Source organism: Afipia sp. GAS231 (assembly GCF_900103365.1).
Classification (GTDB): Bacteria; Pseudomonadota; Alphaproteobacteria; order Rhizobiales; family Xanthobacteraceae; genus Bradyrhizobium.
Genome location: NZ_LT629703.1, coordinates 3238596 through 3264989, shown reverse-complemented (window position 1 = coordinate 3264989; position 26394 = coordinate 3238596). Strand labels below are relative to the sequence as shown.

The 26394-nt window shown below is 62.7% G+C and carries 18 protein-coding genes; 11 read left to right on the top strand and 7 right to left on the bottom strand.

All coding sequences use genetic code 11. The annotated features are described in order from the left end of the window. Window positions 1-115: 115 nt before the first annotated feature. The 3 genes from BLS26_RS15415 (at window position 116) to BLS26_RS15405 (ending at window position 3562) form a co-directional block, all read left to right on the top strand. Window positions 116-829 (top strand): hypothetical protein, encoded by a 714-nt coding sequence (locus BLS26_RS15415; RefSeq protein WP_157676464.1) that lies wholly within the window; start codon window positions 116-118, stop codon window positions 827-829. 231 nt (window positions 830-1060) lie between these two features. Further along, a complete protein-coding gene (locus BLS26_RS15410; RefSeq protein ID WP_092512448.1) occupies window positions 1061-2173 on the top strand; it encodes an NADH:flavin oxidoreductase/NADH oxidase in 1113 nt (370 codons plus the stop codon). Window positions 2174-2461: 288 nt separating this feature from the next. Then, on the top strand, window positions 2462-3562 hold the full coding sequence (locus BLS26_RS15405) for an LLM class flavin-dependent oxidoreductase (RefSeq protein WP_092512446.1): 1101 nt from the start codon (window positions 2462-2464) through the stop codon (window positions 3560-3562). 126 nt (window positions 3563-3688) lie between these two features. On the opposite strand, the gene BLS26_RS15400 is transcribed toward BLS26_RS15405, so the two are convergent. Next, window positions 3689-4813: a DUF2336 domain-containing protein gene (locus tag BLS26_RS15400; protein WP_092512444.1), complete on the bottom strand. Its 1125-nt coding sequence runs from the start codon at window positions 4811-4813 to the stop codon at window positions 3689-3691. Between the two features lie 195 nt (window positions 4814-5008). On the opposite strand from BLS26_RS15400, the gene BLS26_RS15395 reads away from it, so the two are divergent. Together BLS26_RS15395 and BLS26_RS15390 are read left to right on the top strand one after the other, a co-directional pair. Next, entirely contained in the window at window positions 5009-6793 is a 1785-nt protein-coding gene (locus BLS26_RS15395) for an NAD(P)/FAD-dependent oxidoreductase (RefSeq protein ID WP_092512442.1), read from the top strand. Between the two features lie 401 nt (window positions 6794-7194). Next, window positions 7195-8448: a hypothetical protein gene (locus BLS26_RS15390; protein ID WP_157676463.1), complete on the top strand. Its 1254-nt coding sequence runs from the start codon at window positions 7195-7197 to the stop codon at window positions 8446-8448. Window positions 8449-9244: 796 nt separating this feature from the next. Here BLS26_RS15390 and BLS26_RS15385 read toward each other — a convergent pair. The 6 genes from BLS26_RS15385 to rpmB form a co-directional block, all read right to left on the bottom strand. Next, window positions 9245-11515, bottom strand: coding sequence for an outer membrane protein (locus BLS26_RS15385; RefSeq protein ID WP_157676462.1), 2271 nt, complete (start codon window positions 11513-11515; stop codon window positions 9245-9247). A 688-nt stretch (window positions 11516-12203) separates the two neighbouring features. Further along, a complete protein-coding gene (locus BLS26_RS15380) occupies window positions 12204-13496 on the bottom strand; it encodes a DUF2235 domain-containing protein (RefSeq protein ID WP_092512436.1) in 1293 nt (430 codons plus the stop codon). A 106-nt stretch (window positions 13497-13602) separates the two neighbouring features. Next, on the bottom strand, window positions 13603-14427 hold the full coding sequence (locus BLS26_RS15375; RefSeq protein WP_092512434.1) for a DUF3800 domain-containing protein: 825 nt from the start codon (window positions 14425-14427) through the stop codon (window positions 13603-13605). A 78-nt stretch (window positions 14428-14505) separates the two neighbouring features. After that, entirely contained in the window at window positions 14506-15402 is an 897-nt protein-coding gene (locus BLS26_RS35745) for a hypothetical protein (protein WP_157676461.1), read from the bottom strand. Window positions 15403-15632: 230 nt separating this feature from the next. Continuing rightward, window positions 15633-16370 carry a hypothetical protein gene (locus tag BLS26_RS15370; protein WP_157676460.1) on the bottom strand — a complete coding sequence of 246 codons (738 nt, stop codon included), beginning with the start codon at window positions 16368-16370 and terminating at the stop codon, window positions 15633-15635. Between the two features lie 164 nt (window positions 16371-16534). Beyond that, window positions 16535-16864, bottom strand: a complete 330-nt coding sequence (gene rpmB, locus BLS26_RS15365) for a 50S ribosomal protein L28 (RefSeq protein WP_092518088.1) — start codon at window positions 16862-16864, stop codon at window positions 16535-16537. Window positions 16865-17335: 471 nt separating this feature from the next. On the opposite strand from rpmB, the gene BLS26_RS15360 reads away from it, so the two are divergent. The 6 genes from BLS26_RS15360 to BLS26_RS15335 all read left to right on the top strand — a co-directional run bounded on the left by BLS26_RS15360 (window position 17336) and on the right by BLS26_RS15335 (window position 26346). Continuing rightward, on the top strand, window positions 17336-18118 hold the full coding sequence (locus BLS26_RS15360; protein ID WP_371360966.1) for a DUF3108 domain-containing protein: 783 nt from the start codon (window positions 17336-17338) through the stop codon (window positions 18116-18118). A gap of 623 nt (window positions 18119-18741) precedes the next feature. Beyond that, window positions 18742-22260 carry a helicase-related protein gene (locus BLS26_RS15355; RefSeq protein ID WP_092512428.1) on the top strand — a complete coding sequence of 1173 codons (3519 nt, stop codon included), beginning with the start codon at window positions 18742-18744 and terminating at the stop codon, window positions 22258-22260. Window positions 22261-22335: 75 nt separating this feature from the next. After that, a complete protein-coding gene (locus BLS26_RS15350; protein ID WP_092512426.1) occupies window positions 22336-22605 on the top strand; it encodes an RNA-binding S4 domain-containing protein in 270 nt (89 codons plus the stop codon). A 122-nt stretch (window positions 22606-22727) separates the two neighbouring features. Next, on the top strand, window positions 22728-23066 hold the full coding sequence (gene fdxA / locus BLS26_RS15345; RefSeq protein ID WP_092512424.1) for a ferredoxin FdxA: 339 nt from the start codon (window positions 22728-22730) through the stop codon (window positions 23064-23066). 433 nt (window positions 23067-23499) lie between these two features. Further along, window positions 23500-24321, top strand: coding sequence for a CarD family transcriptional regulator (locus BLS26_RS15340; RefSeq protein ID WP_244541948.1), 822 nt, complete (start codon window positions 23500-23502; stop codon window positions 24319-24321). Window positions 24322-24912: 591 nt separating this feature from the next. Continuing rightward, window positions 24913-26346, top strand: coding sequence for an adenylate/guanylate cyclase domain-containing protein (locus BLS26_RS15335; RefSeq protein WP_092518087.1), 1434 nt, complete (start codon window positions 24913-24915; stop codon window positions 26344-26346). Window positions 26347-26394: the final 48 nt, after the last annotated feature.

The following is a 26394-nucleotide window of genomic DNA, read 5'->3' as shown; positions in this document are numbered from 1 at the left end:
AAAAAGGCTGTCCGACGACTTCGTCGTAACCACGAAACCCTGTGGTTATGGGTCCCCGCGCCCCGTGCGCAATTGCGCACTAGGCGGGGACGACGGCTGAGATGAACCGCGCACCATGTCACATCGACTAACTCGGATGACGTCCTGCCGCATCATCCTCGCCCTCCTTGCCGCATTCCTCACGCTCGCCGCCGCACCCGCGCGGGCCACCGACAGCCACGAATATGCCAAGGACGAATATGCCGTCATCCGCGATGGTCTTGCGCCCAACAAACGCATGTCGCTCGCCTCTCATGGTGACGGCGAGGGCAACGAAAACTTTCATGTCTGGCTAATGGCGGAGCCAGCGCATCGCAGGATCGTGCGCCTCCCCGGCATCGGGCCCGACGGCATTCTCGATACCGGTCCCAATGCCTACCGTACCACGTGGGCCCTGGACTCACGCCATGTCGCCGTCAATTACCGCAGTGATCGCCACGTGCTGGAGCTGAACCTTTATTCCGTCGAGCATGGCCGCGCCCTTCCGATTTCCGGCCCGAGCCTGTTCAAAGATGTCACCAGCCGCAACGTCGGCGAGGACGAGCATTTCGGCCACCGTGTTTCCACCATCGAATGGACCGGAACGCGACGCTTCCGGCTCCGCGAACATCATCTGTTCCAGACTTCCAATATGAATTTTACGCGCCTGCTCGGCGCCTACGGAAAGCTGGCGCAGAAGCTCGATGACGGAAGGTCAATGGTCGAATTTTCGGCGGAGGCCGATTGCGTGCTGATATCGGGCCATCGCTATCGCATCGTCGATCTCAGGGTCGGCAAGTTCGACAAATAGCGGACCGGTTCTTGCAACGCTCCGGGCGATGAAACCGGAGTTTTTGCTGAACAAGTCCTTCGTGTTGTTTGCGTCCTGACGAGCCTGTTCAGGCCGCAGGGATCAAGCAGTAGCTGGATCAAGCAGTAGGCCTCGAACCGTAGGGGAGGGTTGCAGCGGCGATGGGTTGAGGAGGGCGGTACGCATCGCTACACAAGACGCGACCGTTTTCCTCCCGCCCGGATATTCTCCATGAGCGCCCTGTTTTCCCCGATCAAGCTGCGTGGCCTGACGCTTTCCAACCGCATCATGGTGGCGCCGATGTGCCAGTATTCCTCCGTCGACGGGGAGGCCAATGACTGGCACTTCACCCACATCAACTCGCTGGCGCTGTCCGGGGCCGCGATCTTCTGCATCGAGGCCACCGCGGTCGAGGCGATCGGCCGCATCACGCCGGGCTGCCTCGGCCTTTACAACGACGCCACCGAAGCGGCGCTGAAGCCGATCCTCGCTTCGGTCCGCAAGCGTTCGAAGGCCGCTGTGATGATGCAGCTCGCCCATGCCGGCCGCAAGGCGTCGAGCCACACGCCTTGGGACGGGGGACAGTTGATTCCGGTCGCCGAAGGCGGCTGGCGGCCGGAGGGACCTTCGGCCATTCCGCACAAGGAAGGCGAGACGCCGCCTCTGGCGTTCGACGCCGCGGGATTGGCGCGGGTGCGCGAGGCCTTCGTGGCGGCCGCCAGGCGCGCCGAACGGCTCGGCATCGACGCCATCGAACTGCATTCTGCCCATGGCTATCTGCTGCATCAGTTCCTGTCGCCGATCGCCAACCAGCGCACTGATGAATATGGCGGCTCGTTGCAGAACCGGATGCGTTTCCCGCTCGAAGTGTTCGACGCGGTACGCGCGGCGTTTCCCGCCGACAGGCCGATGGGAATTCGGGTGTCCTCGACCGACTGGATCGAGGGCGGCTGGGATCTCGCGCAGACCATCGAATTCGCGCAGGAGCTGAAGAAACGCGGCGCCGACTGGATCGATGCATCCTCGGGCGGCGTCTCGCCGCTGCAGAAAATTCCGCTCGGCCCCGGCTATCAGGTGCCGTTCGCGCAGGCGATCCGAGAAGCTACCGGCCTTGCCACCATTGCGGTCGGGCTGATTACGGATGCCAGACAGGCCGAAGAGATCGTGGCGTCGGGCAAGGCCGACATGGTCGCGCTGGCGCGCGGCATGCTCTACGACCCCCGTTGGGGCTGGCACGCCGCCGCCGAACTCGGCGGCACCGTTGACGTACCGCCGCAGTACTGGCGTTCGCAACCCTCGACGCAGAAGGCCTTGTTCGGCGCGACCACGTTCGGAACGCGGTAGTGCTGTTTCTGTCATGGCCGGGCATAGCCGTCCGTAGGACGGCGTCGCTTCCGCTCGCCTATGCCCGGCCATCCACGTCTTACTTGCTGCGATGCGTTCAAGACGTGGATGCCCGGGACAAGCCCGGCCATGACGAGCATTGCAGTACGCGCCATCGTCGGCATCACTCCTTTCTCCAAACTTCTGCCCGGCTGTTTTGTCATATCTCGGCCACACGCCGAGGATGCTATGCTCTCGCTTGCGCGCGACAGACGCGCTTCGAAAATATAACAGCGAGAGGAACCCCCAATGGAGATCGGATATTTCACGATGCCGTCCCATCCGCCGGAGTGCGGATTGAAAGAGGGTCACGACTGGGACCTGCAGACGCTGCGATGGCTGGATGAACTCGGCTATCAGGAAGCCTGGATCGGCGAGCACCACACCGCACCCTGGGAACCGCATCCGTCGCCCGATCTCCTGCTCGCTCAGGCATTTTTGCAGACCAAGAACATCCGTCTCGGCCCCGGCGGTTTTTTGCTGCCCTATCATCACCCGGCGGAACTCGCCAATCGCGTGGCGATGCTCGATCACCTCTCCGGTGGCCGGCTGAATTTCGGCGTTGCCGCGTCGGGTCTGCCGAGCGACTGGGCGATGTTCAACGTCGACGGCATGTCCGGCCAGAACCGCGACATGACCCGCGAGGCGCTGGAAATCATCCTGAAGATGTGGACCGAGGATGGCCCGTGGAACTACACCGGAAAATTCTGGACGGTGAACAAGCCGGACACGATGTTCGATTTCCTCAAACCGCACATCAAGCCGCTGCAGCCGCCGCATCCGCCGATCGGCGTCGCCGGCTTGAGCAAGGGATCAGACACGCTGAAGCTGGCGGGCGAGCGCGGCTACATCCCGATGAGCCTCAACCTCAACCCGGCCTATGTCGGCAGCCACTGGGAATCGGTCGAGATCGGTGCCGCCAAAACCGGCCGCAAGCCGAAGCGGAGCGACTGGCGGCTGGTGCGCGAGGTGTTCATCGCCGATACCGATGAAGAGGCCTGGAAGCTTTCGGTCGGCGACATGATGGGCCGGATGATGAGCGAGTATTTCCTGCCCTTGCTCGGCCATTTCGGCTTCAAGGACTATCTCAAGCACGTACCCGACGTGCCGGATAGCGACGTCACCGTCGAATATTGTGCGCGCCATAACTGGATCGTCGGTTCGCCGGCGACCGTGACCGACAAGATCGAGAAGATCTATCACGAGGTCGGTGGCTTCGGCACGCTGCTGGTGTTCGGCTTCGACTACAAGCACAGACCGGAAGCCTGGCACAATTCGCTGCGGCTCTTGAAGCAGGAAGTGATGCCGCGGCTGAAACACCTCAACGCGGATATGACCCGCGCGGCGTGATCCTCGTCATTGCGAGCCAACGGGTCGGGCGAATGCCCGCCCGATGACAGGCTCCGCGAAGCAATCCAGTACTACGAACAAGGTCTGGATTGCTTCGTCGCTTTGCTCCTCGCAATGACGGAGCTGTCAATTCATCTTCACCGGCGCATCCGTCGCGCGCACCTGCCAGAATCTCAGCATGCGCTGCGCGTTCTCCAGCGTCAGTTTGGCATACGCGTCCTTGGCCATCGCGAGTTCATGCGGACCCATCGAGCCGGACGCAAAGCGGCTGTTGAGCACGGCGGCGACGGTTTCCCAGCCGAGTCCGGCGACCCGGCATGGAATCAGCACGCCGTCGTCGCGCAGGCTCTGCATCAGCGGCCTGATGACCTCGAGGTCCGACCGCGACAGCAGTGCGAGGGCGGCGACGGTCTCCTCGTATTTTCGCTGTTTCGCGAAGCTCAACAGCGCGGGCTCATTGAGATGGCCACTTTTGTCGAGCGAAGCCACATAGCGCTGCGCGCCGGCAAAGTCGCGCGGCTTGGCCATTTCGCGGCCGGCGCCTTCGGAGGCCGCGGTGATCGCGCGGCGGATTTCCTCGAACAGATGTGGCGGCGCGCGCGACAAGAGCCGCGATCGCACGGCCTCGGTGGCATTGTGCAACAATTTCTGCCGCAGTTCGGAAGGCAGGTCGATCCGGATGCCGGTCTGGACGGCGAGCTCGGGATCGTTTTCGGCCTGCTGCAGCACGATGGCAAATCCTTCCGCCGAAACCCGCGCGCCGGGATTGTTGACGACGCGCCGGCTGACGGAGGGATAGTGGCGCGCCAATAGCGCGTCGGTGACGACTTCCGTCAGCCACCAGCGGCCGGAGATCGCGAGCAGATGCTGCTCGCCCTTGGTTTGCGCCAGCTCGACCAGATCCTCGGCCGTCAGCCGCGCGGATTCCGTCAGCACCGGGCCGGCGATGGTGATCTCGTCGTGCCGCGCCAGCCGGCGAACGACGGCGGGTGGCGCCTGCTTGACCGAGGCGAGCTGCGAACTCATTTCCGCGAGCGCAATGCGGGAGCTGACGTCGGCAAGTGCCCGGATCTCGATGGTTTTGACCAGGCGTTCGAGGACGTCGCCAAACAGTTCGATCTGTTCGCCGCTGTAGCCGTCGGCGGACAACAGAAACAGGTCCGTGACGCGCCTGATGGTTTCGAGATGCTTTTCCGCCGAGCCGGCCGCGATCGCGGCCTCGACTTCGTCGGCGATGGATTGTTCTAACATCGCTCGTCCTGAGCGTTTCGGGAGCCGGTTCTGGCTGACGGTCAACGGTATGGGGAAAGGCTGAATGTTCGGTAAAATTCGTTAGCCGCCCCGCGCCCGGTGCATGCCGGCTTGCAGCGGCATCAGGGGTGTTGTGCGGCGGCGGAAGCTGCGGTCTGATGGGGGATAACAACGAGAAATCAGCGAGATACCGCCATGCTGGACAGACCGGGCCCAACGGGCGAGCACGCCGCCCGTGAAACTACGCAGCGCTGGGCCGAGGCGCTGAACGCGGCCCTCGCGGGCGGCCAGGCGGCTCAGCTTTCGGGACTTTTCGAGGCCGACAGCCACTGGCGTAACCTGTTCGGCATCTCCTGGTACTTTGCGACGTTCAGCGGCAACGCTGTGGTGGTCAGGGAACTGCTCGCCCGGGCGACCGAGGTTCACGCCAAGAATTTCCGGATCGATCCGGCCGCGCTGGCGCCACGCCACGCCGTGGTCGCCGGCCGCGATGTCATCGAGGCGGTCTTCACGTTCGAGACGGCCAACGGTCCCGGCTATGGCGCGGTCCGGCTCGTGCGGCAACCGGACGGCACCGCGAAGGCTCCGACTTTCAAAGCCTGGACCTTTTCCACCTCGCTCGATTTCGACGCCCTCTGCGCTGCCCGTGCGCGCGCCGCCACAGAGTTCCACACCCGCGATTTCGCCGCTCCCGACTGGCTCGAACAGCGGCAGCTCTCCGCGGCCTACGAGACCTCTGATCCTGACGTACTGATCGTCGGCGGCGGCCATGCCGGCATCTCGGCCGCGGTCGAACTGAATAGGATCGGCCTGTCCGCGCTGGTGATCGACCGCGAAGAGCGCATCGGCGACAACTGGCGGCTGCGTTATCGCGGGCTGAAGCTGCACAACAAGACGCCGGTCAATCACCTGCGCCATCTGCCGTTCCCGTCGACCTTTCCGGACTACATCCCGAAGGACAAGATCGCCAACTGGCTGGAGAGCTATGTCGACATCCTGGAAGTCGACTTCTGGACCCGCACCCATTTCGACGGCGCCGAGTATGACGCGGCATCGCAGCGCTGGACCGCGCGGCTGACCCGCGACGGCGCGCCGCGCACGCTGCGACCGAAGCATATCGTGCTCGCGACCAGCGTCAGCGGCACGCCGAACATTCCCACGATCGGCGGCATCGAGAACTTCAAAGGGCCCGTGCTGCATTCCAGCCGCTTCGCCGCGGGCAAAGAATGGTCCGGCCGCCCGGTCGCCGTGTTCGGCACCGGCACCAGCGCGCATGACATCTGTCAGGAGCTGCAGGCCGCGGGCGCTGATGTCACGATGGTGCAGCGAAGCCCGACCATGGTGGTCAATGTCGAGCCGGCGCAGCTCTACGACAAGACCTATCTCGGCGACGGCCCGCCGATCGCGGTCCGTGACATCCTCAATTCCGGCGTGCCGCTGCCGGTGATGAAGGTCGCGCACAAGCTCGTCACCGACGAGGTGAAGCGGCTCGACGCGCCGCTGCTGTCGCGGCTGGAGCGGGCAGGTTTTCGTCTCGAATTCGGCGAGGGTGGCACCGGCTGGCCGCTGAAATTCCGCACCCGCGGCGGCGGCTATTATTTCAACGTCGGCGCTTCTGAACTGATCGCCGACGGCAGGATCAAACTGGTGCAGGCTTCCGATATCGCGGGCTATGAGCCCGATGGCATCGCCTTCAAGGACGGCACGCGCCTCACATGCGAACTCATCGTCCTCGCCACCGGCTACAAGGGCCCCGATCATCTGTTGCAACGACTGTTCGGCGAGAGCGTCGCGCAACGCGTCGGCCGGGTCTGGGGCTTTGACGACGCCAGCCAGGAGCTTCGCAACATGTGGACCCGCACGCCACAGCCGGGGCTGTGGTTCGTCGGCGGCGCGTTCTCGCAGGCGCGCATCTACAGCCGCTATATCGCCGCACAAATAGCGGCGATCGAGGCCGGGCAGTTGTCGAAGCAGGCGTGACTCCTTCGTCTCCCTCTCCCGCTTGCGGGGGTCGAGACGAGCGAAGCTCGCTCTTAGGGCGGGGTGGGGGTGCCTCCGCGAGTCACACTGCCCGTGTGGCGAGAGCTTCCCCCACCCGCCGCGCGCTTCGCACGCGTCGACCTCCCCCGCAAGCGGGAGAGGTAAGCAAGAATTCAATTGTGACAGCGATGGCCACATGAATTGCCCATAAATTGCCTTGGGAATCGCCTTGGGGAATTTCCACTGAGGCCGTAATATCGCTGCAACCATAGCCCGGATCTGGGGTTGTGGCGGCTTGTGATGGCAACCGAAACCGGGCAGCATCGGTCCCGCGCCGGGTGCCGCGCGGCCGGCATTCGATTTTTCGCGATCGATCTTTGCCACACGAAGCCGGGTTTGCCTTGTCTGATCCTGTGGACCCCACCGAATTCCATTGCGACGGCGAGACGATCACCGTCCCCGCCACGCCGCTGGTATTGCCGCCGCCGCTGCCTCCGCCGCCCTCGAACAACTATTTCGCGCGGCACTGGCGCGGCGAGCTGTCGTTGCCGAAGTCGTACTGGGTCAACGGCCTCGTCTTCGGCCTCATCGTCGGCGCCGCGATCGCGTCGATCGGTTACGGCGTCAACAGCCGCGGCGAAGCCCAGCCCATGGTGTGGCTGGTGACGCTGGTCGGCAGCTGGGTGATCGTCGCTCTGTTCACGATGTGGCAGGCGGTCGGCGTCTGGCGTTCGGCGACCCGCTACAAGGCCAGCGGCAAGCATTTCTGGGGCGGTCTCGCCAAGACCGTCACCGTGCTCGGCGTCATCAACCTCGCCTACAACTGCCTGTTCGTCGGCACCGCGCAGCTCGCGGGTATTTATGAAATCATCGACGGCGACGCCCGCGTCGGCGCGCACCAGTTCAAGGTGCTGGCGAACGGCCAGATGCTGGAATTTTCCGGCGGCATCACCTTTGGTGTGGCGAATGAACTCAACGGCTTCCTGCAGGCGATGGGCAATGTGCGCACCGTCAAGCTCAATTCGATGGGCGGCCGCATCCTCGAGGCGCAGCGGATGTCGAATTTGATCCGCGCCAGGGGACTCATCACGTTTGTCGAGAAGGATTGCATGTCGGCCTGCACCATCGTGTTCCTCGGCGGCAAGGAGCGCGTGGTGTGGCCGGCCGCGCGCATCGGCTTCCACCAGCCGGCGTTTCGCGGCATGACCGCGGCGTCGCGCCGCGTCGCGATTGCGACCGAGATGACGCGGCTGCAGAGCTTTGGCCTCAGCAGGCAGTTCGCCGAACGCGCCAACACCGCGACGCCGAGCGGCATGTGGTTTCCCGACAAGGACGAACTGGTGCGCGAGAAGGTCGTCACCCGCGTGATGCAGCCGCCGCCGGTCGTGGCCAAGCCCGCGCCGAATTCAACTCCGTCGCCAACCGCGAGCGCGGCGCCGACAGCGGCTCCCGTGGTCGACACAGCGAAGGCGCTGCCGGGCGTCGCCGCCCGCGCCGCCGCCCAGGAGGGCCGCGCCACCATTCCCGCCGACGTCATCAAGCGCCTCTCCGGCGAGATGTCGCGTTTGGGGATGAAGAAGACGCAGCCGGTGGCGCCGACACCGGCTCCGGATGCGGCGCCAGCCGCGCCCGCACCAGTCGCTGAGCAGAAGTAGCGTGTCGTCGTCCCGGCCTTGCGCCGGGACCCATACGCCGCGGCAGTAGATGTGCGAACGGTCTCAGTCACTGCGTCTCACCGATAGATCACGCGGTATGGGTCCCTGCGTTCGCAGGGACGACAGCAGAAATTATTCTCGCGGCATGATTTGCCCGGAGTTTTGCAAGAAAACCTCGCCCATGAGAATCAGAGGGCGCAGGGAAGACCGGGTGCGCGCTGCACCCGCGGTCTCGCAGGCGTGTTGCAAAGAGATATGCTGCCCACGAGCATACAGGTTCAGCGGAGAACACCCGGCCTTCCCTGCGCAATGGCTTTACGGCTTATACGTAATCGTCCTGGTGACCCTGCTTTTTGTGACACCATCGCTCTCGGGCAGCGTTGGCCGCCTTCGAACTTGACGCCTGCATCGGGGCGTCGGACCCAAACGATTTCACCGTACGCGGCAGCCCGTTCGTCTCGCGTGCTGCCGCGTCCACCGCCCCCTGTCCCTCGTTTGCGACGACGGCCGACGCCCCTCTGGCGGAACAGGTTGGCGGGAGTCCTAAGTCTGATTTGCCCGACGTGCCAACCGGAATATTTTTATCCGAAGGGCTGGACGGGTGGAATCGCGATGAAATCGCTGGAGAAATTAGGGTGGGGGAGCAGAGGAAAAAATGGCCCGTCGCCCCATATCTCGTTGTCATCGCCCGCGGAGGCGGGCGATCCAGTACGCCGCGGCCCCTCGATTTGATCGCTGACGTCTCTGGAATACTGGATCGCCCGGTCAAGCCGGGCGATGACAACTGGATACCGCGCTACGGCGTGAACTTGTAGGAGACGCCGGCGCGGACGGTGTCGATGGTCTGACGGCCGGGCTTGTCGGCGGTGGAGGCCACGCCCGCGAGTGTCGATACCACGGTGTTGGTGGCTTCGACGCCGCCGAAATCGTAGTGCAGATATTCGAGCCGCGCGATCCAGTTCGAACTGCCGATGAAGGTTTCGACACCGACGCCGGCAACCCAGCCGAACAGATCGCGCGGCGTGTCGCTGATGCCGGTCTGGACGCCGACGCCCGGGAATACCGAGATGTCGGAGATCTTCCGCAAGCCGTGCTCCCAGGCCAGACCGCCGGTGCCGTAGAGCAGCCAGTTCGGCGTGACCGTGTAGCCGAGGCGGCCGCGCGCGGTGCCGAGATACTTCATGTTGTCCGACAGCGTTTCGGTTTCGGTGGAGGCCGTCACCGGAATTGAACTGCCCTTGATGCCGGTTGCGGTGCCGTCGAGTTCGAGGCCGGCAACGACATTGCCGTATTGCCAGTTGTAACCGGCCTGGCCGCCGCCGAGCCAGCCCTTGGAATGGATGCCGCCGTCGAACGTGTTGAGGAAGAAGACGGTCGAGAAATCGTTCTGCTTCCAGCCATAGCCGGCGTGGGCGCCGATGTAGAAGCCGGCCCAGCTTTGCAGCGGCGCCGGCATGCGCGGCGCCTTGGCGTAGAGGGGGGAAGCCGCCGCGAACGGGGCGGTGTCCGGACCGAACTTGTAGGAGATGCCGGCGCGCACCAGGTCGATGGTCTGGTGTCCCGCCGTGATAGCGGCGCTGGTGGCGCCCGGCTGATTGGAGAAGACGCTGCCGTCTACGTTGATGCGCCCGAAGTCGTAATGCAGGTATTCGAGGCGCGCGATCCAGTTCGGGCTGCCGAGCATGACTTCGCCGCCGACGCCGGCGACCCAGCCGAACCGGTCGCTCGGCGACATGCTTCGCGTGATGGTGGAGCCGGCCGGCGCGGTCGTCGTGGTGACCTGGGCGCGCTCGAAACGTTCCCATGCCAGGCCGGCGGTGCCATAGAGCAGGAAGTTCGGCGTGACCGTGTAGCCGAGGCGGCCGCGCACGGTGCCGAGATATTTCACCTTGTCGTCGAAACCGAGACTGATGCTGCCGCCACCCCCGGTGCTGGTGACGGTGTTCGAGGCGCCCTTGAGATCGGCGGCGCTGAGGTCGGCTTCGAGGCCGGTGACGAACCGATCATACTGCCAGTTGTGACCGAAGTGGCCGCCGGCCACCCAGCCCGCCGGCTTGGTCCCGCCGATGTCGCCGCCGTTGATCATCGTGAGCGCGTTTGGCACGAAAAAGGGATTCTCGCCCCAGCCATAGCCGCCATGGGCGCCGGCATAGAAGCCGGCCCAAGAAGAGAGCGACGCGGCCATTGCGGGCGCCTTGGCATACGGTACGCTGGCAAATCTCGTGGTCTCGCCGAACTTGTAGGAAACGCCGGCGCGAACGACATCGATGGTCTGCGAGCCGGCGGTGGAGACATCGCGGAAGCCGCCGGCCTGGATCGTCAGGTTTGCCGTCTGCACCTGGCCGAGATCGTAATGCAGATATTCGAGGCGGCCGATCCAGTTCGGGCTGCCGAGCATCACTTCGGCGCCGACGCCCGCGACCCAGCCGAACTTGTCGGTGGGCGTCCGCACGCTGAAGATCTGCGTGGTCCCCGGCGTAACGATCTGGGAGGAGCTTTGCGTGAGGTCGAGCCGCTCCCAGGCGAGGCCGGCGGTGCCGTAGAGCAGAACATTGTCGGTCGGCAACCAGCCGAGCCGCGCGCGCGCGGTGCCGAGATATTGGACGCGTTCGCCCAAGGCGATGGCGGTGGTGAACGTGCCGCCGCCAAACGGGTTGGTCTCGGTGATGCCGTTGCTGCCCTTGATGCCGGTGGCGCTGAAATCGATCTCGAGGCCGGTGACGGCGCGGCCGAATTGCCAGTTGTAGCCGGCCTGGCCGCCATAGACCGCACCCTGCGACCGGATGCCGTTGATCGACTGCGGTCTCGTCAGGAGGAACGCCTCGGACTGCGAGAACTCGTCCTGCTTCCAGCCATAGCCGCCGTGGACGCCGAGATAGAATCCGGCCCAAGAAGACAGCGAAGCGGCGATCGCCGGCGGCGGCGCTTTCGCGATCGGAAGATCCGCGGCCAAGGCAGAGCCGCTCAACACCACGAGCGAAGCGCCGGTGAGAAGCAGCCGGCGCCGGCCTGGGTGGCGGGTCGTCGGCGATGCGCCGTGTCGGTACGGCGCGCTTTGCATTTTCATCGGCATTCCAATTCCAGGTAGGAGAAGTCCAGGCAGGAGACGAGGTAACGCCGCAAGGGAACCACAGGTTGTTGCGGCAAGCCATGTCGGGTTCCATCGCGGCGGCGCTATTCCGGCCATGGTGCCCGGAGGGCAACAGAAACGGCGCTTTTGTGTGAGGCTGTGTCACGTTCACTAGGACTGTGCGGCCATCGTGTTCCGCGGAGTCCTAGGGCGTAATCTCAGGCCGTGACCCAAACCGTCATCGTCCGCGCGATTCGGCACGCCGCAGCCTCTTCGCTCTCCGTCATGCCCGGGCAAAAGCGCGAAGCGCGTCTTCGCGCTAGATGTCCCGGGCATCCACGTTCTTGTTTGATGTCCGCAAGTAAGTCGTGGATGGCCGGGACAAGCCCGGCCATGACGAGTTGGGATAGCGGCGGCTTCTTCCCTTTCCCCTCTCCCCTTGTGGGAGAGGGTGGATCAATCGCGCGCCGCGCGATTGAGGCGGGTGAGGGGTCTGTCTCCGCGGATAGAGACCCCTCATCCGGCGCTGCGCGCCACCTTCTCCCACAAGGGGAGAAGGGAAGAGGGCAGCGTAACCTTTTCGCTGTCGTCGCCCGCGGAGGCGGGCGATCCAGTACGCCGCGGCCTCTCGATTTGATCGCTGACTTTTCTGGAATACTGGGTCGCCCGGTCAAGCCGGGCGACGTTACGCCTCCGCCTCCGCCTCGTCATCGGCGCTGGCATGCAGCGGCGGCACCGGCATCGGCACGGTCTCGAACCGCGTCGGCAAATTCACCGGCCGATAATCCCGGATCGCGTCCATCCGTTTCGTTACGGATTCATGGATGAACGCGCCTTCCGCGATCGGGCGCGGTTCGGCGTCGGGGATGTAGCGGCCGAGGAAGGTTTGCCGCTGTGGCCATTCCTTGTATTTGGCGTTCTTGGGGAAGAATTCGAGAATCCACCACGCGCCGTGCAGCGACTGGTGCAGGTCAGCCTCACAGCTCGGCGCGACATAGGAGAACGGGCTGCTCTTGCGCTGCACGCCCCAGGCGAGCTGGTTGACGGTGGCGTTGTTGACCCTGAGCCCGGCCTCGACCGCCTGCTCCATCATCCACAGCAGCGGATATTTCGACAGCCCCGATTGCTTTTCCGGATAGCCGCCGCCGACATCGGAATGCACGCCGGCGAACCAGACCTGCTTGATGTCCTGCGGCTTGGCATTGATGTCATTGAATCGATTGTGCGTGAAGGTCTGCGGCTCGTCCCATTTCTTCAGGCGAAACATCGCGCGCCGCTCGTCGATCGAGATCGCCTGCCGGAACGTCTCGACGCTCGGATTTTGCAGGGTGTAGGCGAGCTCCTCGAAGCTCGGCCAATACAGCCGATCCGGCCGCGGCACGATCACGCTGGCAACGGTGTCCCAGACCCCGACGAATCGAATGAGCGGCCACCGCGTCGAGGTGATGCGCGCGAACTGCGCCGCCTGGTCGTCCTTGTTTTCCGGGATCGGACCTTCGGAATCGCCGGCATCGGTGAGCGCCTTCAGCTCGAAGCCGAGTCCGTGTTGCCCGTCCGAGGAAAACTGCTTGTAGGCGGTGAGGCCCGAGCCGGCCAGATTGGCCTGCTCCGGCGAGATCAATCCCACTTTATGGATCAGCCCCGCCAGCACCCGCACGGTGTAGGCGCCGCGCGAAAAGCCGAACAGGTAGATCTGGTCGCCGGGCTCGTAATTGCGGACCAGGAACAGGTAGGACTGCAGCACCTTGTCGTCGAGGCCATAGCCGGTGGCGAGGCCGAGGATGGCGGAAAAATCCTGCGCCAGCTTGTGCCACGGATCCGGCCGCGCCAGCGTGCCGACGCCGGGATCGTAAAACACCATCTGCCGCGGCGAGGTTTTGTCGGTCTTGCGCAGGCAGCGATAGAACTTGAGAACATTGGAAATGTTCTCGGAGATCTCATTGCCGGTGCCGTCGCAGAGGATGATGATGTTTTTCATGGGGGCCCCCCGATAGAAAGACATCCTTAAGTTTAACGAATGTGGGACCGAGTGGCGAGGGAGAACGTGAGGGTAACTCGAGCGCTGGGTGTTGATAATGGCGAAGCTAAACCTGAGAAGGCAACTGCCAAAATAGTGCAAAGGAAGGCCAGTGGGTCGGCATGCCGTATTCGAATGTGTAACTAATCATCACTGGTCTAAAACCAAACATTGAGTGGAAGATAGTTGATAGATTTTCGAGTGCCCATGACACGGACACGCTTGTGATCTTTTCACCCGCTGGGTGCCAAGGTGGCTGCACCTTTCTCCCCTGATCCAGCAGCATCAATGTTTCCCTAGTCCATCCTGCGTGCAGGTCAGCGGCTTGCAACGCGACAACATCCCTGTCGTCTAAAAATGACGGTGGATGTATTTGGATATAGTCGAGCATTTCTGGCGGAGCCATCTCTCTAAAATTTTCCCACCCCTCTTGCGCCTCGCGCATTTGATCGGCTCCCGGTTGGAAGTCAAATATGAACTCTACCTTCTCTGTTATTTCACTTTCAGACAAATAAGTTATGAGGCGCGCGGCGATTCCATAAAACGAAAGATAGTACGGGTTTCTCACCCACTTGTGAGGGTAGGTACCAAACATGGGATAAAAGATATTGTGCGGTATGGCCGACGCCACACCGACAAGCGCGTACTCTTCAATTAGATTGATGAGTAGTCGCAATTTCTCATCGCGCGCGGCTTCCGAAACTCCGTAGAATTCACCACTAAGTCCCATCGCTTCGTCATATTTAAAATATTCGATGCGCGGTGACATTCGTAATACATCCCGCCACGCGTCGGAGAATGCGAGCCATGTCTTAACAGGCGCCACCCAACCTCCCAGAACATAAAAAGGAGCCTGACGCATGTGGCTGTCGTCAATGTAAGCCTTAAGCATCAACTGCAGTCGTTTTTGTTTGGAGTGACCAAGGATAATCGCAATGGTGGCAACTAGCGAAAATCCAAGGGCGCTGCTTCATCCGGGTTCATCTTGAACTGCGAGGATCATTTGAATACCAAGACTCCAAAATTCAAATCCCAGCGCAGCCGCAATCGCGTCTTCTTCGCTGCGCGCGCGTTCTTTGAGTTGAATCAAGCGACGGTTCCGTTCGGTCCGAGTGAACGATTGCGGTGCACGTTCGCCGAATGTGGCAGCAACAGAATCTAAATTAACATTCTCGTCGTCTTCGAATACCTCTTTTGAGGCGCGCCGGATCGCAGCCCGGTCCTCCATGCCGGCAAACACATTGTGTACCGCGTGCCCAAGGCTGGGGCCGTCCGTTCTGATTCGAGTAAGGATATTTGCTGCCATGAGTTCGGGTCGCACATCTCTCATCTCAGTAGGCTCTGAACAGACATGGACTCGATCTGGATCGTAGACGATACGGTGGGTTCCGTCTGGTAGACCTTTTGCTACGAGCGAAGCACGAATTTCGCTCGGCGTAATCAACACTGAGCGCTCCAACACTTGGCCGCTCTCGAAGAATTGGACGTAGTGGGGCCAATCTGTAAATCGTGGTGCGACATAGTAAGCTTCGGCACCGTCTAGTTCCGCTTTTAGAAGTGTTTCGAATTGCCCGTCAGGCTCAGCAGTGTGTATTGAAAACCTGAAAAATGGTCTTTGCAATGAGGGTGCGGGAAGGGTCTTGTCGCTGCGGACAAACCGTCTCAACGAGTGCCCAAGCTTAAATTGAAGGATCAATGGCACACCTCGACCGCCAAAGCCGACGTCGAAGGCGACCTGCTTTTCCTGAAGTAGGCTCGGCATAAAAGGTACGGTGCGAACTCCAACGCTAGATAATAGCGCCTCAACGTCTCGAGTTATGCCGTAGCCATAAGAAAACTCCGATAGCCTTTCGTGCAGATCTATCATTTGTCTTCCAGGTGGCTGGTTTATTCGACTGATGCAATTCTTTGAAGTCAAAATGTCGACTAGGCAATGCAACTGCTAAATACCGATGGTGATCGACCTGGAGGCCGATTACGCTGCTTTTGCAATTGATAGGTAGGCAAGCAACGCATTCGACCGCTCCAAGCCATCAAATGTATGCAGCCGGGTCCGGCTTTTTTCCACCGCCGCTAGCTTTAGTCGCCCCACATTACTTATGTCCCCGCCGGCCCCTGCGCGATGTCCACCACATGGCGATCCTGTCCGACCGTAATGATGATCGTGTAGCTCTTCTTCGCGCCGTCCTGCTCGGTCGGTGGCGCGATGTGCAACTGACCGCCGTACCATTCTCCTGGCATCAGCATGTTGTCCTTGATGACCGATTGCTCAAGCATCGCCATGTTGCGTTGTCCGGTCTCGACGGTTGACGCGATTACGGCGTCGTTTTGATACGCCGCGTTGTTCTGCGCGATCGCTGCCGCGGTCGGGCTGTAGAAAGTGCCGCTGCGGCCGCTTGGTGTCGTGTAACTGCCGTAGCCGGCGCGTGAAGCGCTGTAGGAGTTCGCGGCGACGGAAACGCCTGCCAGCACTGCGCGTGCGATCTGCCGATTCTTTTCTTCCTGTTGCAACATTTCAAAGGTGACGACCTGCATCCCGTAATCGGAAGCGCCGACGTGCTGGGTGGCTTCCACCTGCGAGACCACAAAGTCCGTCGGTTGCTTTCCGATGTTGTTGATGCCGACGACAAACACCGGTCGTCCGTTCGCTTGCAATTGACGCGAAGCCGGGCGGACCAGCACGAGCGAATTTTTCTGGCGTGAGACAAGCGCGGGCTGTCCGTCCCGCATCATCGCCTGTTGCTGTGGATTGGTTGTTCGAAACGAAATGGTTTCGTTGGTCGAGACGCAGCCGCCCAGCGCGGCGCAAAGCACCACGATTCCCAGATTACGCATGTTAGGAGCCTCCCCAGACCCGGTGGCATACAAGCTCAACCGCAGGACGTGAGCAAGGCTGAATGCACGAGCCTTAAGTCGTAGGGCCCTCCAAACAAAAACGGCCGGGTCTTTCGACCCAGCCGCTTCAAAACTCTAATCCGCTCTCGCGGTGCAGCTAAGCCTTAGCTCGCCTTCTTAACGTCCTTGATCTCTTTCTTCACGAACACCGGCTTGCCGACCTTCTTCTCGATCGCGCGCTTCAGGTCGAGCGCACGGGGCGAGAGGTTGGCGGCACGGGCCTTCTGCAGGAAGGCATCGAGGCCGCCATTGTGGTCGACGCTCTTCAGCGCGTTGGTCGAAACCCGCAGGCGCACGTTGCGGCCGAGCGCGTCCGAGATGAGGGTGACGTTGACCAGGTTCGGCAGGAACCGGCGCTTGGTCTTGATGTTCGAGTGGCTCACCTTGTGGCCCACCTGGGGGCCCTTGGCGGTCAATTCGCACTTACGGGACATCGCAAAATCCTCTTCCATCCCCGCCTTCGGGCAGCGCATCATGCGCCGCGCAGGGGTCCAAAATCGCGTCCATTTGCAGGAACCGCGGACGTATAGGGCGAGAGGCCCGAACCGTCAAGGTTTGGACGTCCAAGAAAAGCGCGGAACAGGCGGCCGATCAGCGGTTCCGGCGGCTGATTTGGACGCATTTTGGGGCGCGGCGCGCGGCGCCTGGCGACGAAAACGCCCTGTTTTCCGTACCATATAAACGGCGCATTCCCCGCCGCATCATGGGGACATATCCCCCGCTGGCCCGAAGCGGCCGGCTTTTCGCGAAATTCGCGTTGTTTGCCGGATATTTTTGCTTAGATGACCTTGCAGTTCAGCCAACCGCCTTGCAGCCAAATTTGGAATCCCGCTTTCGTGACCCGATCCACCGCCATTGCGCCCCGTCTGGGGCTGTTTTTCGGCCTTTGCGCCGGGGTTTGGCTCGTGGCCGCGCCCGGGAGCGCGTCCGCGCAGGGGCGGGTGGATGCCCGTTATGAGGCCACGCTGTCCGGCATCGCGGTCGGCAAGGGCACCTGGACCATCGAAATCGGCGACGACGTGTTTTCGGCTTCCGCGCAAGGCGGCAGCGCCGGGCTGCTGAAGGCGTTTTCCGGCGGCTCCGGTTCCGGCGCCAGCCAGGGCCGGGTCGTCAACGGCGCGCTGGTCTCGTCCGCCTATGTCGCCACCACCACCACCCAAAAGAAGTCCGAGACCATCCGGCTCAACCTCGCCAATGGCGGGGTGAAGGACTTTTCGATCGATCCGGTGCCGCCGGTCGATCCCGACCGCATCGTCGTCACCGACGCGCAGCGCAAAAACGTGCTCGATCCCATGACCGGCTCGATGATCCGCGTGCCCGGCACCGGCGAAGTGCTGACGCCCGACGCCTGCCGCACCGGCACCGGCGTGTTCGACGGCCGCCTGCGCTACGACCTCAAGCTCGATTACAAGCGGATGGAAACCGTGAAGGCCGAGAACGGCTATCACGGCCCCGCCGTGGTCTGCGCGATCTATTTCACGCCGGTGGCGGGCTATATCCCCGATCGCCCGGTGATCAAGTGGCTCGCCACCCAGCGCAACATGGAAGTCGTCTTCGTTCCCGTCGCCGGCACCCGCATCCTGGTGCCGTTCCGCATGGTGATCCCGACGCCGCTCGGCCCCGCGATGCTGGAAGCGACCACGTTCGTGACCACCGCGGCGCCGCCGAAGGTGGCGCGGACGCAGTAGGGTAATAGTTTCTCGTCATGGCCGGGCTTGACCCGGCCATCCACGTCTTTGGTTCAGCAGCGAAGAAAGACGTGGATGCCCGGGACAAGCCCGGGCATGACGGAGCAATAAGAGCGAGTCATTCCGGGGCGATGCGAAGCATCGAACCCGGAATCTCGAGATTCCCCGGGGGTGCAATTGCACCCCTGAGGTTCGCTTCGCGCCCCGGAATGACGAACCCACTGGAATCCGCCTTGACTCTTCACCGCTTCTGATTCGACTCCGACGCCGCTTTGTTCTTAACGTTTCCGCCGAAAAACCTGTTCTTGTGGAGGCCCCTCAAACTTGATCTAGTGCCCTCCCGATCGCAGCCACGCGAGATGTTGCGGAGAACGAAGCCGGTTTACGTAGGAGTCTGCGATTCGGACGCGATTCGTTCCAGACTCGTTCCAGAGCTTAAGCGCGACCGCATCACCGTCGCAGAATGAAACAGAATCGGCTGAAATGACGCCGAGGCACAGAGGTTTTTCCGTCATTGCGAGCGAAGCGAAGCAATCCATCTTGCCACACGAAGAAAGACTGGATTGCTTCGTCGCTTCGCTCCTCGCAATGACGAACTGAGCAGCAAGAAACACCCGTAAAATATGACTTTCTCTCATTCCCCGTTCGCCCACGAGCGCGCTCCCGGCGCAGGCGTCACCGCGGTGCTTGGGCCGACCAATACCGGCAAGACGCATCTGGCGATCGAGCGGATGCTGGCGCATTCCTCCGGCGTGATCGGCCTGCCGCTGCGGCTGCTCGCGCGCGAGGTCTACAACAAGATCGTGGATCGCGCGGGTGCCGAGAGCGTCGCGCTGATCACCGGCGAAGAGAAGATCAAGCCGAAAAATCCGCGCTACTGGGTCTCCACCGTCGAGGCGATGCCGCGCGACATCGACGTGTCGTTTCTCGCCGTCGACGAAATCCAGATCGCGGCCGATCTCGAACGCGGGCATGTTTTCACCGATCGCATCCTGCACCGCCGCGGCCGCGACGAGACGCTGCTGTTGGGCGCTGCGACCATGCGTCCCATCATCGAGCGGCTGCTGCCGGGCGCCTCCATCGTCACAAGGCCGCGGCTGTCGCAGCTCGAATTCGCCGGCGACCGCAAGATCACGCGGCAGCCGCGCCGCACCGCGATCGTCGCGTTCTCGGCCGACGAGGTCTATGCGATCGCGGAACTGATCCGGCGGCAGCATGGCGGGGCCGCCGTGGTGCTGGGCTCGCTGTCGCCGCGCACACGGAATGCGCAGGTCGCGATGTTCCAGAACGGCGACGTCGATTACCTTGTTGCGACCGATGCCGTTGGAATGGGGCTCAACCTCGACGTCGATCACGTCGCCTTTGCGTCCGATCGCAAATACGACGGTTACCAGTTCCGCCGGCTGACACCGTCCGAATTCGCGCAGATCGCCGGCCGCGCCGGCCGCGCCACCCGCAACGGCACCTTTGGCACCACCGGCCGCTGCGCGCCGTTCGAGCCGGAGCTGGTCAATGCGCTGCAGAACCACACCTTCGACAGCGTCAAAATGCTGCAATGGCGCAATTCCAAGCTGGATTTTGCTTCCCTGGGCTCGCTGCAGGTCTCCCTGGCGGTGTCGCCGAGCCACGAGGTTCTGACCCGCGCGCCGATTGCCGAGGATTTGCGCGTGCTCGACCACGCCGCCCGCGACGGCGATGTCCGCGACATGGCCCATGGGGCCAAAGCCGTGGAACGGCTGTGGGACGCCTGCCAGATCCCGGATTACCGGCGGCTGGCGCCGGCCGCCCATGCCGAACTCGTGACCACGCTGTACGGTTTTCTGATGAAAAAGGGCCGGATTCCCGATGAATGGTTCCGCGCCCAGGTCGACCAGGCCGATAACGCCAATGGCGATATCGACACGCTGTCGGGCCGGATCGCGCAAATCCGCACCTGGACCTTCGTCGCCAACCGGCCGGACTGGCTTTCCGACCCCGATCACTGGCAAGGGATTACGCGCGAGGTCGAAAATAAATTGTCCGATGCGCTGCATGAACGGCTAACGGAGCGTTTCGTTGACCGCCGTACCAGTGTATTGATGCGCCGCCTGCGGGAGAACAGTGTTTTGAATACGGAAATTGGCAAGACCGGCGAAGTGATCGTGGAAGGCCATGCGATCGGCCGCCTCGACGGATTCACCTTTGCGCCGGATGCAGCAGAGGCAGGCTCAGATGCCAAGGCGCTGCAGGCGGCGGCGCAACAGGTGCTGGCCGGCGAGATCGACGCGCGCGCCGAAAAGCTCGCCGCAGCCCCCGACGATCAGTTCGTGCTGACCTCCGACGGCACCATCCGCTGGACCGGCGATGCGGTGGCGAAACTCGTCGCCGCCGACGACGCGCTGCATCCGCGGCTGCGCATCATCGCCGACGATCGGCTGAACGGCGCGCCGCGCGAGGCGGTACAGGCCCGGCTCGATCTGTACCTGAAGACGCATATCGAAAAGCTGCTCGGCCCGCTGTTCGGGCTGTCGAAGGCCGAGGACATCACCGGCATCGGCCGCGGCATCGCGTTCCAGTTGGTCGAAGCGCTCGGCGTGCTCGAGCGCACCAAGATTTCCGCCGAGATGAAGGATCTCGACCAGGCGTCGCGCGCGACCCTGCGCAAATATGGCGTCCGCTTCGGCGCCTATCACATCTATTTCCCGGCGTTGCTCAAACCCGCCGCGCGCGCGCTGGCCTCATTGCTGTGGGCCGAGAAGCAGGACAATGTCGATATGTCGGCTTTGTCCGGTGCGCAGCATCTGGCGAGTTCGGGCCGTACGTCTTTCGCGATCGACAAGGCGCTGCCGCGCGACGCCTACCGCCTGCTCGGCTATCGCCAGTGCGGCGAGCGCGCGGTGCGCGTCGATATCCTGGAACGTCTCGCCGATCTCATTCGTCCCGCTCTGGCGTGGCGCGAGAGTTCGCCCGGCGAAAAGCCGGCTGGTGCATTCGACGGCCGCAGCTTTGTGGTGACGCAGGCGATGACCTCGCTGACGGGATCGGCCGGTGAAGATTTCGCCTCGATCCTGCGCGCGCTCGGCTATCGCATGGACCGCCGCGCGCCGCTGCCGCCGAAGCCGGTGGTGCAAGAAATTTCGGAAGCAACTTCGGCAGCAACTTCGGAAGCCGCACCAGAGACCGTGGTGGATGAATCCGGGTGGCCGGCCGAAATCACGATGGCGGATGTTGTCGATCAGGTCGATCAGCCGGTGTCCGGCGATCCCGCGCCGTCGGCCGCGCTGACCCCGGTCGCAGGCGAGGAAGCCCCCGCCGCGGTCGAAGCCACACCGGAGACTGTCGTCGAAGTTATGCCCGAGCCCGTCGCCGAAACGGCGCCGGAGCCCGCGCCCGTCGAGGCAGCATCTGTCGAGGCGACACCTCCGGAAACCACTGTCGCGGAAGGGTCCGCGGAGGCCGCACCAGAAGCCGCCGCCAGCGAAACTGCGCCTGTCGAAGCCGCTGCTGGTGGCACCGAAGCAACAGCACCCGATGCGCCGGCCGAGCCGGTGCTGATCGAAGTCTGGCGGCCCGGCGGCCGTTCCGACGAGCGCCGTCCGCATCACGACCGCAACCGCCAGCGCCATCACGGCCGGCCGCAAGGTGACGCGCAGGCAGCTAGCCCCGCCGGCGAGGGCGCCGAGGGTGCACCGCGCGGCGAGCAGCGCCACCGGCGCGGCCGTCGCAACAACGAGTTCCGAAAACCGCGCGAAGGCGCGCCAGCCGATGGCGCGGTTGCCGCGACGCCCGCCCAGGGCACACCTGCCGATGGCGCACCGGCAACAACTGATGCGCGTCCCGAGCGTCCGCGCTTCGAAAACCGGGGCCGTGACCGCGACAAGGAAAAGGGCGGTGGTGATCGTCCCGACCGCAAGTTCGGCGGCGGCGGCGATCGCAACAAAAGTGGCGGCGACCGCAACAAGGGCGGCGGCGACCGCGGCCCGCGCGACAAGGGCCGCGATTTCGGCGGACGCGACAAGGGTAGCCGCGACAAGGGTGGCCCGTCGCACCGTCAGTGGGCGACCACGGCAGCCCCGCGTGACCGCGACCGTCCGGCCGATCCGAATTCACCGTTCGCCAAACTGGCGGCGCTGAAAGAGCAACTCGCTGGCCGCAAGGATTAACGAAAGCGTTTTCAAGCGAAGTGGGCACCGGTTCGCGCCCGGAAAACGCGTCCAGAATAGTTCGCGAGAGTTTATTTGGAGCGACAGCGTCTCGATAAGTGGCTGTGGCACGCGCGGGTGGTGAAGGCGCGCACCTCGGCTGCTGCGCTGGTCGAGGCCGGTCACGTCCGCATCAACGGCGTGCGCGAGAAAGCGCCGGGACACGGCATCAAGCCCGGCGACGTCCTCACCATCGCGCTCGACAACAGCGTGCGCGTCCTCAAGGTGACCGGCTTCAGCGAGCGCCGTGGCGATGCGTCAGCCGCGCGCGTGCTCTACGAGGATTTGCAGAACGCCAAGCAGTGACTATCTGCAACAGGCCGGCGAGACGGGCGAAAACGCCCGGTTTGAGCACTTTGCTTCCCTTGCGGCAGCGCACTTCATGCGCTACGCAAACCCCGGAAAACTGATCCCCTTCGGAGCCCTGGATGACTTACGTCGTCACTGAAGCCTGCATCAAATGCAAATATACCGACTGCGTTGAAGTCTGCCCCGTCGACTGCTTCTACGAGGGCGAGAACATGCTGGTCATCCATCCTGACGAATGCATCGACTGCGGCGTCTGCGAACCCGAATGTCCCGCCGACGCCATCAAGCCGGACACCGAGCCGGGGCTGGAGAAGTGGCTCGAGGTCAACACCGAATACGCCAAGAGCTGGCCCAACATCACCCAGAAGAAGGACCAGCCCCCGGACGCGAAGGAATTCGAGGGCGTGGAAGGCAAGTTCGAGAAATATTTTTCCAAGGAACCCGGCGCCGGCGACTGATTCGCGGATCCTGCGCCGAGCCAAAAGCCACTTAGGTCCGATTCGGACCTGATCCAGACCCGATCTGAACCAAAAAGAGCCTGCTGATTTAACCCTGTTGTCGGACTTATGACGGAAAGGCCCCGTAAAGGTCCGGAATCGGGCGTAAATCATTGATTTTTGCGGAAAATGTGCTATATTGGGCACAATACAAGCCAATCCCGGTCATGCGTACCATGTGACCGTCGGTGGGTTCCCGCAAAAACATCGAACAGGGGCGTGGCAGTTCCGCGCGCAGGCTGTGTCACAGAAAACGCGTAAAAAGAGTGCTTCTAAGACCACTAAAAAAGCCGCTGCGGCCAGCCGCAGCGCACCCAAAGGCCGTGCCAAGGCGCCTGTAAAGGAAGCCAGGAAGGTCGCGGCCACAAAGTCCTCGAAAAATAAAAGAAGCGCAATGCCAGATAAGACTGCCAAAACTGCCGCGAAAGCGACGGCTTCGAAGACCACTGCTTCGAAGGTCGCTCCCAAGACTTTCACTGCCAAGACTGTTGCCGCTGCCCCGAAGCATGTAGCTCCCAAGCCTGTGGCCCCGAAGGCCGCCGTCGTGGTTGCGCCGAAGGCTGCCGTGAAGCCGGTGGTTGCCGCCCCCAAGATCGAAGAGCCGAAGAAGGTCGTGACCCAGCGTCAGGGCTTCAAGGCCAATGAATTCGTGGTCTATCCCGCTCACGGCGTCGGCCAGATCCTGGCGATCGAGGAGCAGGAAATCGCAGGCGCCCGGCTTGAGCTGTTCGTGATCAATTTCATGAAGGACAAGATGACGCTCCGCGTGCCGACCGCCAAGGTCGCCAATGTCGGCATGCGCAAGCTGTCCGAACCGGCGCTGGTCAAGAAGGCGCTGGAAACCCTCAAGGGCCGCGCCCGCGTCAAGCGCACGATGTGGTCGCGCCGCGCGCAGGAATACGAAGCCAAGATCAATTCCGGCGACATCGTCGCGATCGCCGAAGTGGTCCGCGATCTCTACCGTTCGGAATCGCAGCCCGAGCAGTCCTACAGCGAACGCCAGCTCTATGAAGCCGCGCTCGATCGCCTGTCGCGCGAAATCGCTGTCGTGCAGCATTCGACCGAGACCGAAGCGGTCAAGGAAATCGAAAGCCAGCTCGCCAAGAGCCCGCGCCGCGGCGCCAAGACCGATGCAACGGATGCGACCGGCGAAGCCGACGAGGCCGATGTCGAAGCCGACGGCGACGACGCAGCCGTGGCGGACGAAGCCGCCTGAAAGAATCCCACTGATTAATCGAAAAGCCCGGTCGAAAGACCGGGCTTTTTGTTTGGCGGGCCGTCTCTATCAACACGTCGTCCCGGCTATCCGTGACCATCTGCGCCTCGGGCGTATCCGGACCGAATGCAACGCGCTGGCAATAAGGTGGAAAATCCCGAAGCTCCTCGCCGCTGTCGGGCAGCCAGTTGGCGTAGAGTCGCGGGCAACTGTCGCCGTCATTGCCTGCAACAAACGCAAGGCGTTTGTGCAAGGGAGCAAAGCGACGAAGCAATCCACTCTTCCTTGCTGTGGCAAAGATGGATTGCTTCCGCCTTCGCTCCGTGAGCTACGGCGGACAAGTCGCTGCGCTCGCAATGACGCGGAGATATCTCTCACTCGTCGTCCCGGACAAGCGAGCATAGCGAGCGCGATCTCAGATGTGCAATTGCACATTCCCGGCCCCCGTGCTCCTTCTGTCGTTGAAACAGACGGCGGTCGTGACAGCGGGCTCAAGCTACTATTCACTTGGATCGGGCCATCTGCCATGAATTGTGTAGTCAGGTTCGAGGGAGCGCCGAGGATGATCGAGGTTTTATCGCGGTGGATGCGATGATCGACGAAAAAAAGCTCGAACAGTGCCTGGTCGCGCTCGAAGCGGCCAAGTCCTGGAGTCCGCGCGTGGTCTCGCGGCTGGAGATGCTGCTGCGCTCGGGCACGGACGAGGCACTCTACCGCGTCAATCCGGTCAAGTTCGCCACAGAGAAATCGATTGCCGAAGCCGAAGCGATCGATCTTTTCCTCCATGCCTGCGTCGCCGGGCTATTCGATATGGACTGGATGCTGGTTTGTCCGATGTGCTCCGACGTTGTCGAGAGCTTCCGAAGCCTGCGCAAACTGCACACGCATTTCCATTGCCACCTCTGTCAAAGCGATTACGACGCCGCGCTCGACGATTACATCACGGTGACGTTTACGGTTTCGCCCGCCGTGCGCAGCATCCGCTTCCATAGGCCGGATACGCTTTCGGCCTGGGACTTCCTCTTCCATCATAAAATGACGCCGGGCGGCATCATGCCCGACGGCGTGCCGTGGAGCGAGACGGCGAAAGGGCTGGTGCGGGCGCTTACCCGCATAGAGCCGGGTTTTGCGGCCAATCTTGAGGTTGATGCCACCGAAGGCGCGCTTCTGGGCCAGGATTTCGAAAGCGACGCCCAATTTTTTATCCCCGTCGCAAGCGGGGCGGGTGTAACGCCTTCCCCTGTGCCGGTCATGGTCGACTCCGGCAAATGCGTGGCCGCGGCAGCCAACATCGCACCCGGCAAGGTGGTGTTCGAAGTTCGAAACGCAGGCAAGCTGCCGGCGGTATTCGGTATCCTGCAGCTTCCGTCGGCGACGTTTCAGCGCCCGAAGCTCAACTTCGCGCCATCCTTATCCGGCAAGCGGCTGCTGATGACGCAAACCTTTCGCGACTTCTTCCGCTCGGAAGTGATCAGCACGACGGAGGGCATTGCGGTTCTTGACGTTACCCTTGTATTCACCGATCTCAAGGGCTCGACCGCGCTCTACGAGCGGATCGGCGACCTCAACGCATACATTCAGGTGCAGCGACACTTCCAGCACCTTCTCGACGCCACCGTCCGGCACAATGGCGCCGTTACCAAGACGATCGGTGACGCCGTGATGGCGGCGTTTTTGACTCCGGCCGATGCGGTGCAGGCGGCGCTCGATATGCGCGAGACCGTGGATCATCTCAATCGGGACCGCCAGCAGCGTGACTTCATCCTGAAAATCGGCGTACATCGGGGCGCCTCGATCGCGGTTACGCTCAACGAGAGGCTCGATTATTTTGGCCAGACGGTGAATATCGCGGCGCGGGTGCAAAACCTTGCCGATGGCGACGAGATTTGCATCACCGAAGAAGTTTACGGCGCGCCCGCTGTAGCGGAAATCATTGCGCCATACCCGGTGGTAAAGAGCGAGGCGGAGCTCAAGGGCGTCAGCAAAGCCATGTCGGTCTATCATCTGGCCCGAATGGCATCCTAGTCGGCGCAACCGGCTAAGTGCGCGAACCGAGCCCTCGCAGAATGTCTC

Bases quoted from the DNA above. Each gene is read 5' to 3' on its own strand.
- BLS26_RS15415 (WP_157676464.1), top strand. From the start codon at position 116: ATGTCACATCGACTAACTCGGATGACGTCCTGCCGCATCATCCTCGCC.
- BLS26_RS15410 (WP_092512448.1), top strand. From the start codon at position 1,061: ATGAGCGCCCTGTTTTCCCCGATCAAGCTGCGTGGCCTGACGCTTTCC.
- BLS26_RS15405 (WP_092512446.1), top strand. From the start codon at position 2,462: ATGGAGATCGGATATTTCACGATGCCGTCCCATCCGCCGGAGTGCGGA.
- BLS26_RS15400 (WP_092512444.1), bottom strand. From the start codon at position 4,813: ATGTTAGAACAATCCATCGCCGACGAAGTCGAGGCCGCGATCGCGGCC.
- BLS26_RS15395 (WP_092512442.1), top strand. From the start codon at position 5,009: ATGCTGGACAGACCGGGCCCAACGGGCGAGCACGCCGCCCGTGAAACT.
- BLS26_RS15385 (WP_157676462.1), bottom strand. From the start codon at position 11,515: ATGAAAATGCAAAGCGCGCCGTACCGACACGGCGCATCGCCGACGACC.
- BLS26_RS15380 (WP_092512436.1), bottom strand. From the start codon at position 13,496: ATGAAAAACATCATCATCCTCTGCGACGGCACCGGCAATGAGATCTCC.
- BLS26_RS15375 (WP_092512434.1), bottom strand. From the start codon at position 14,427: ATGCTTAAGGCTTACATTGACGACAGCCACATGCGTCAGGCTCCTTTT.
- BLS26_RS35745 (WP_157676461.1), bottom strand. From the start codon at position 15,402: ATGATAGATCTGCACGAAAGGCTATCGGAGTTTTCTTATGGCTACGGC.
- BLS26_RS15370 (WP_157676460.1), bottom strand. From the start codon at position 16,370: ATGCGTAATCTGGGAATCGTGGTGCTTTGCGCCGCGCTGGGCGGCTGC.
- rpmB (WP_092518088.1), bottom strand. From the start codon at position 16,864: ATGTCCCGTAAGTGCGAATTGACCGCCAAGGGCCCCCAGGTGGGCCAC.
- BLS26_RS15355 (WP_092512428.1), top strand. From the start codon at position 18,742: ATGACTTTCTCTCATTCCCCGTTCGCCCACGAGCGCGCTCCCGGCGCA.
- fdxA (WP_092512424.1), top strand. From the start codon at position 22,728: ATGACTTACGTCGTCACTGAAGCCTGCATCAAATGCAAATATACCGAC.
- BLS26_RS15340 (WP_244541948.1), top strand. From the start codon at position 23,500: ATGCCAGATAAGACTGCCAAAACTGCCGCGAAAGCGACGGCTTCGAAG.
- BLS26_RS15335 (WP_092518087.1), top strand. From the start codon at position 24,913: ATGATCGACGAAAAAAAGCTCGAACAGTGCCTGGTCGCGCTCGAAGCG.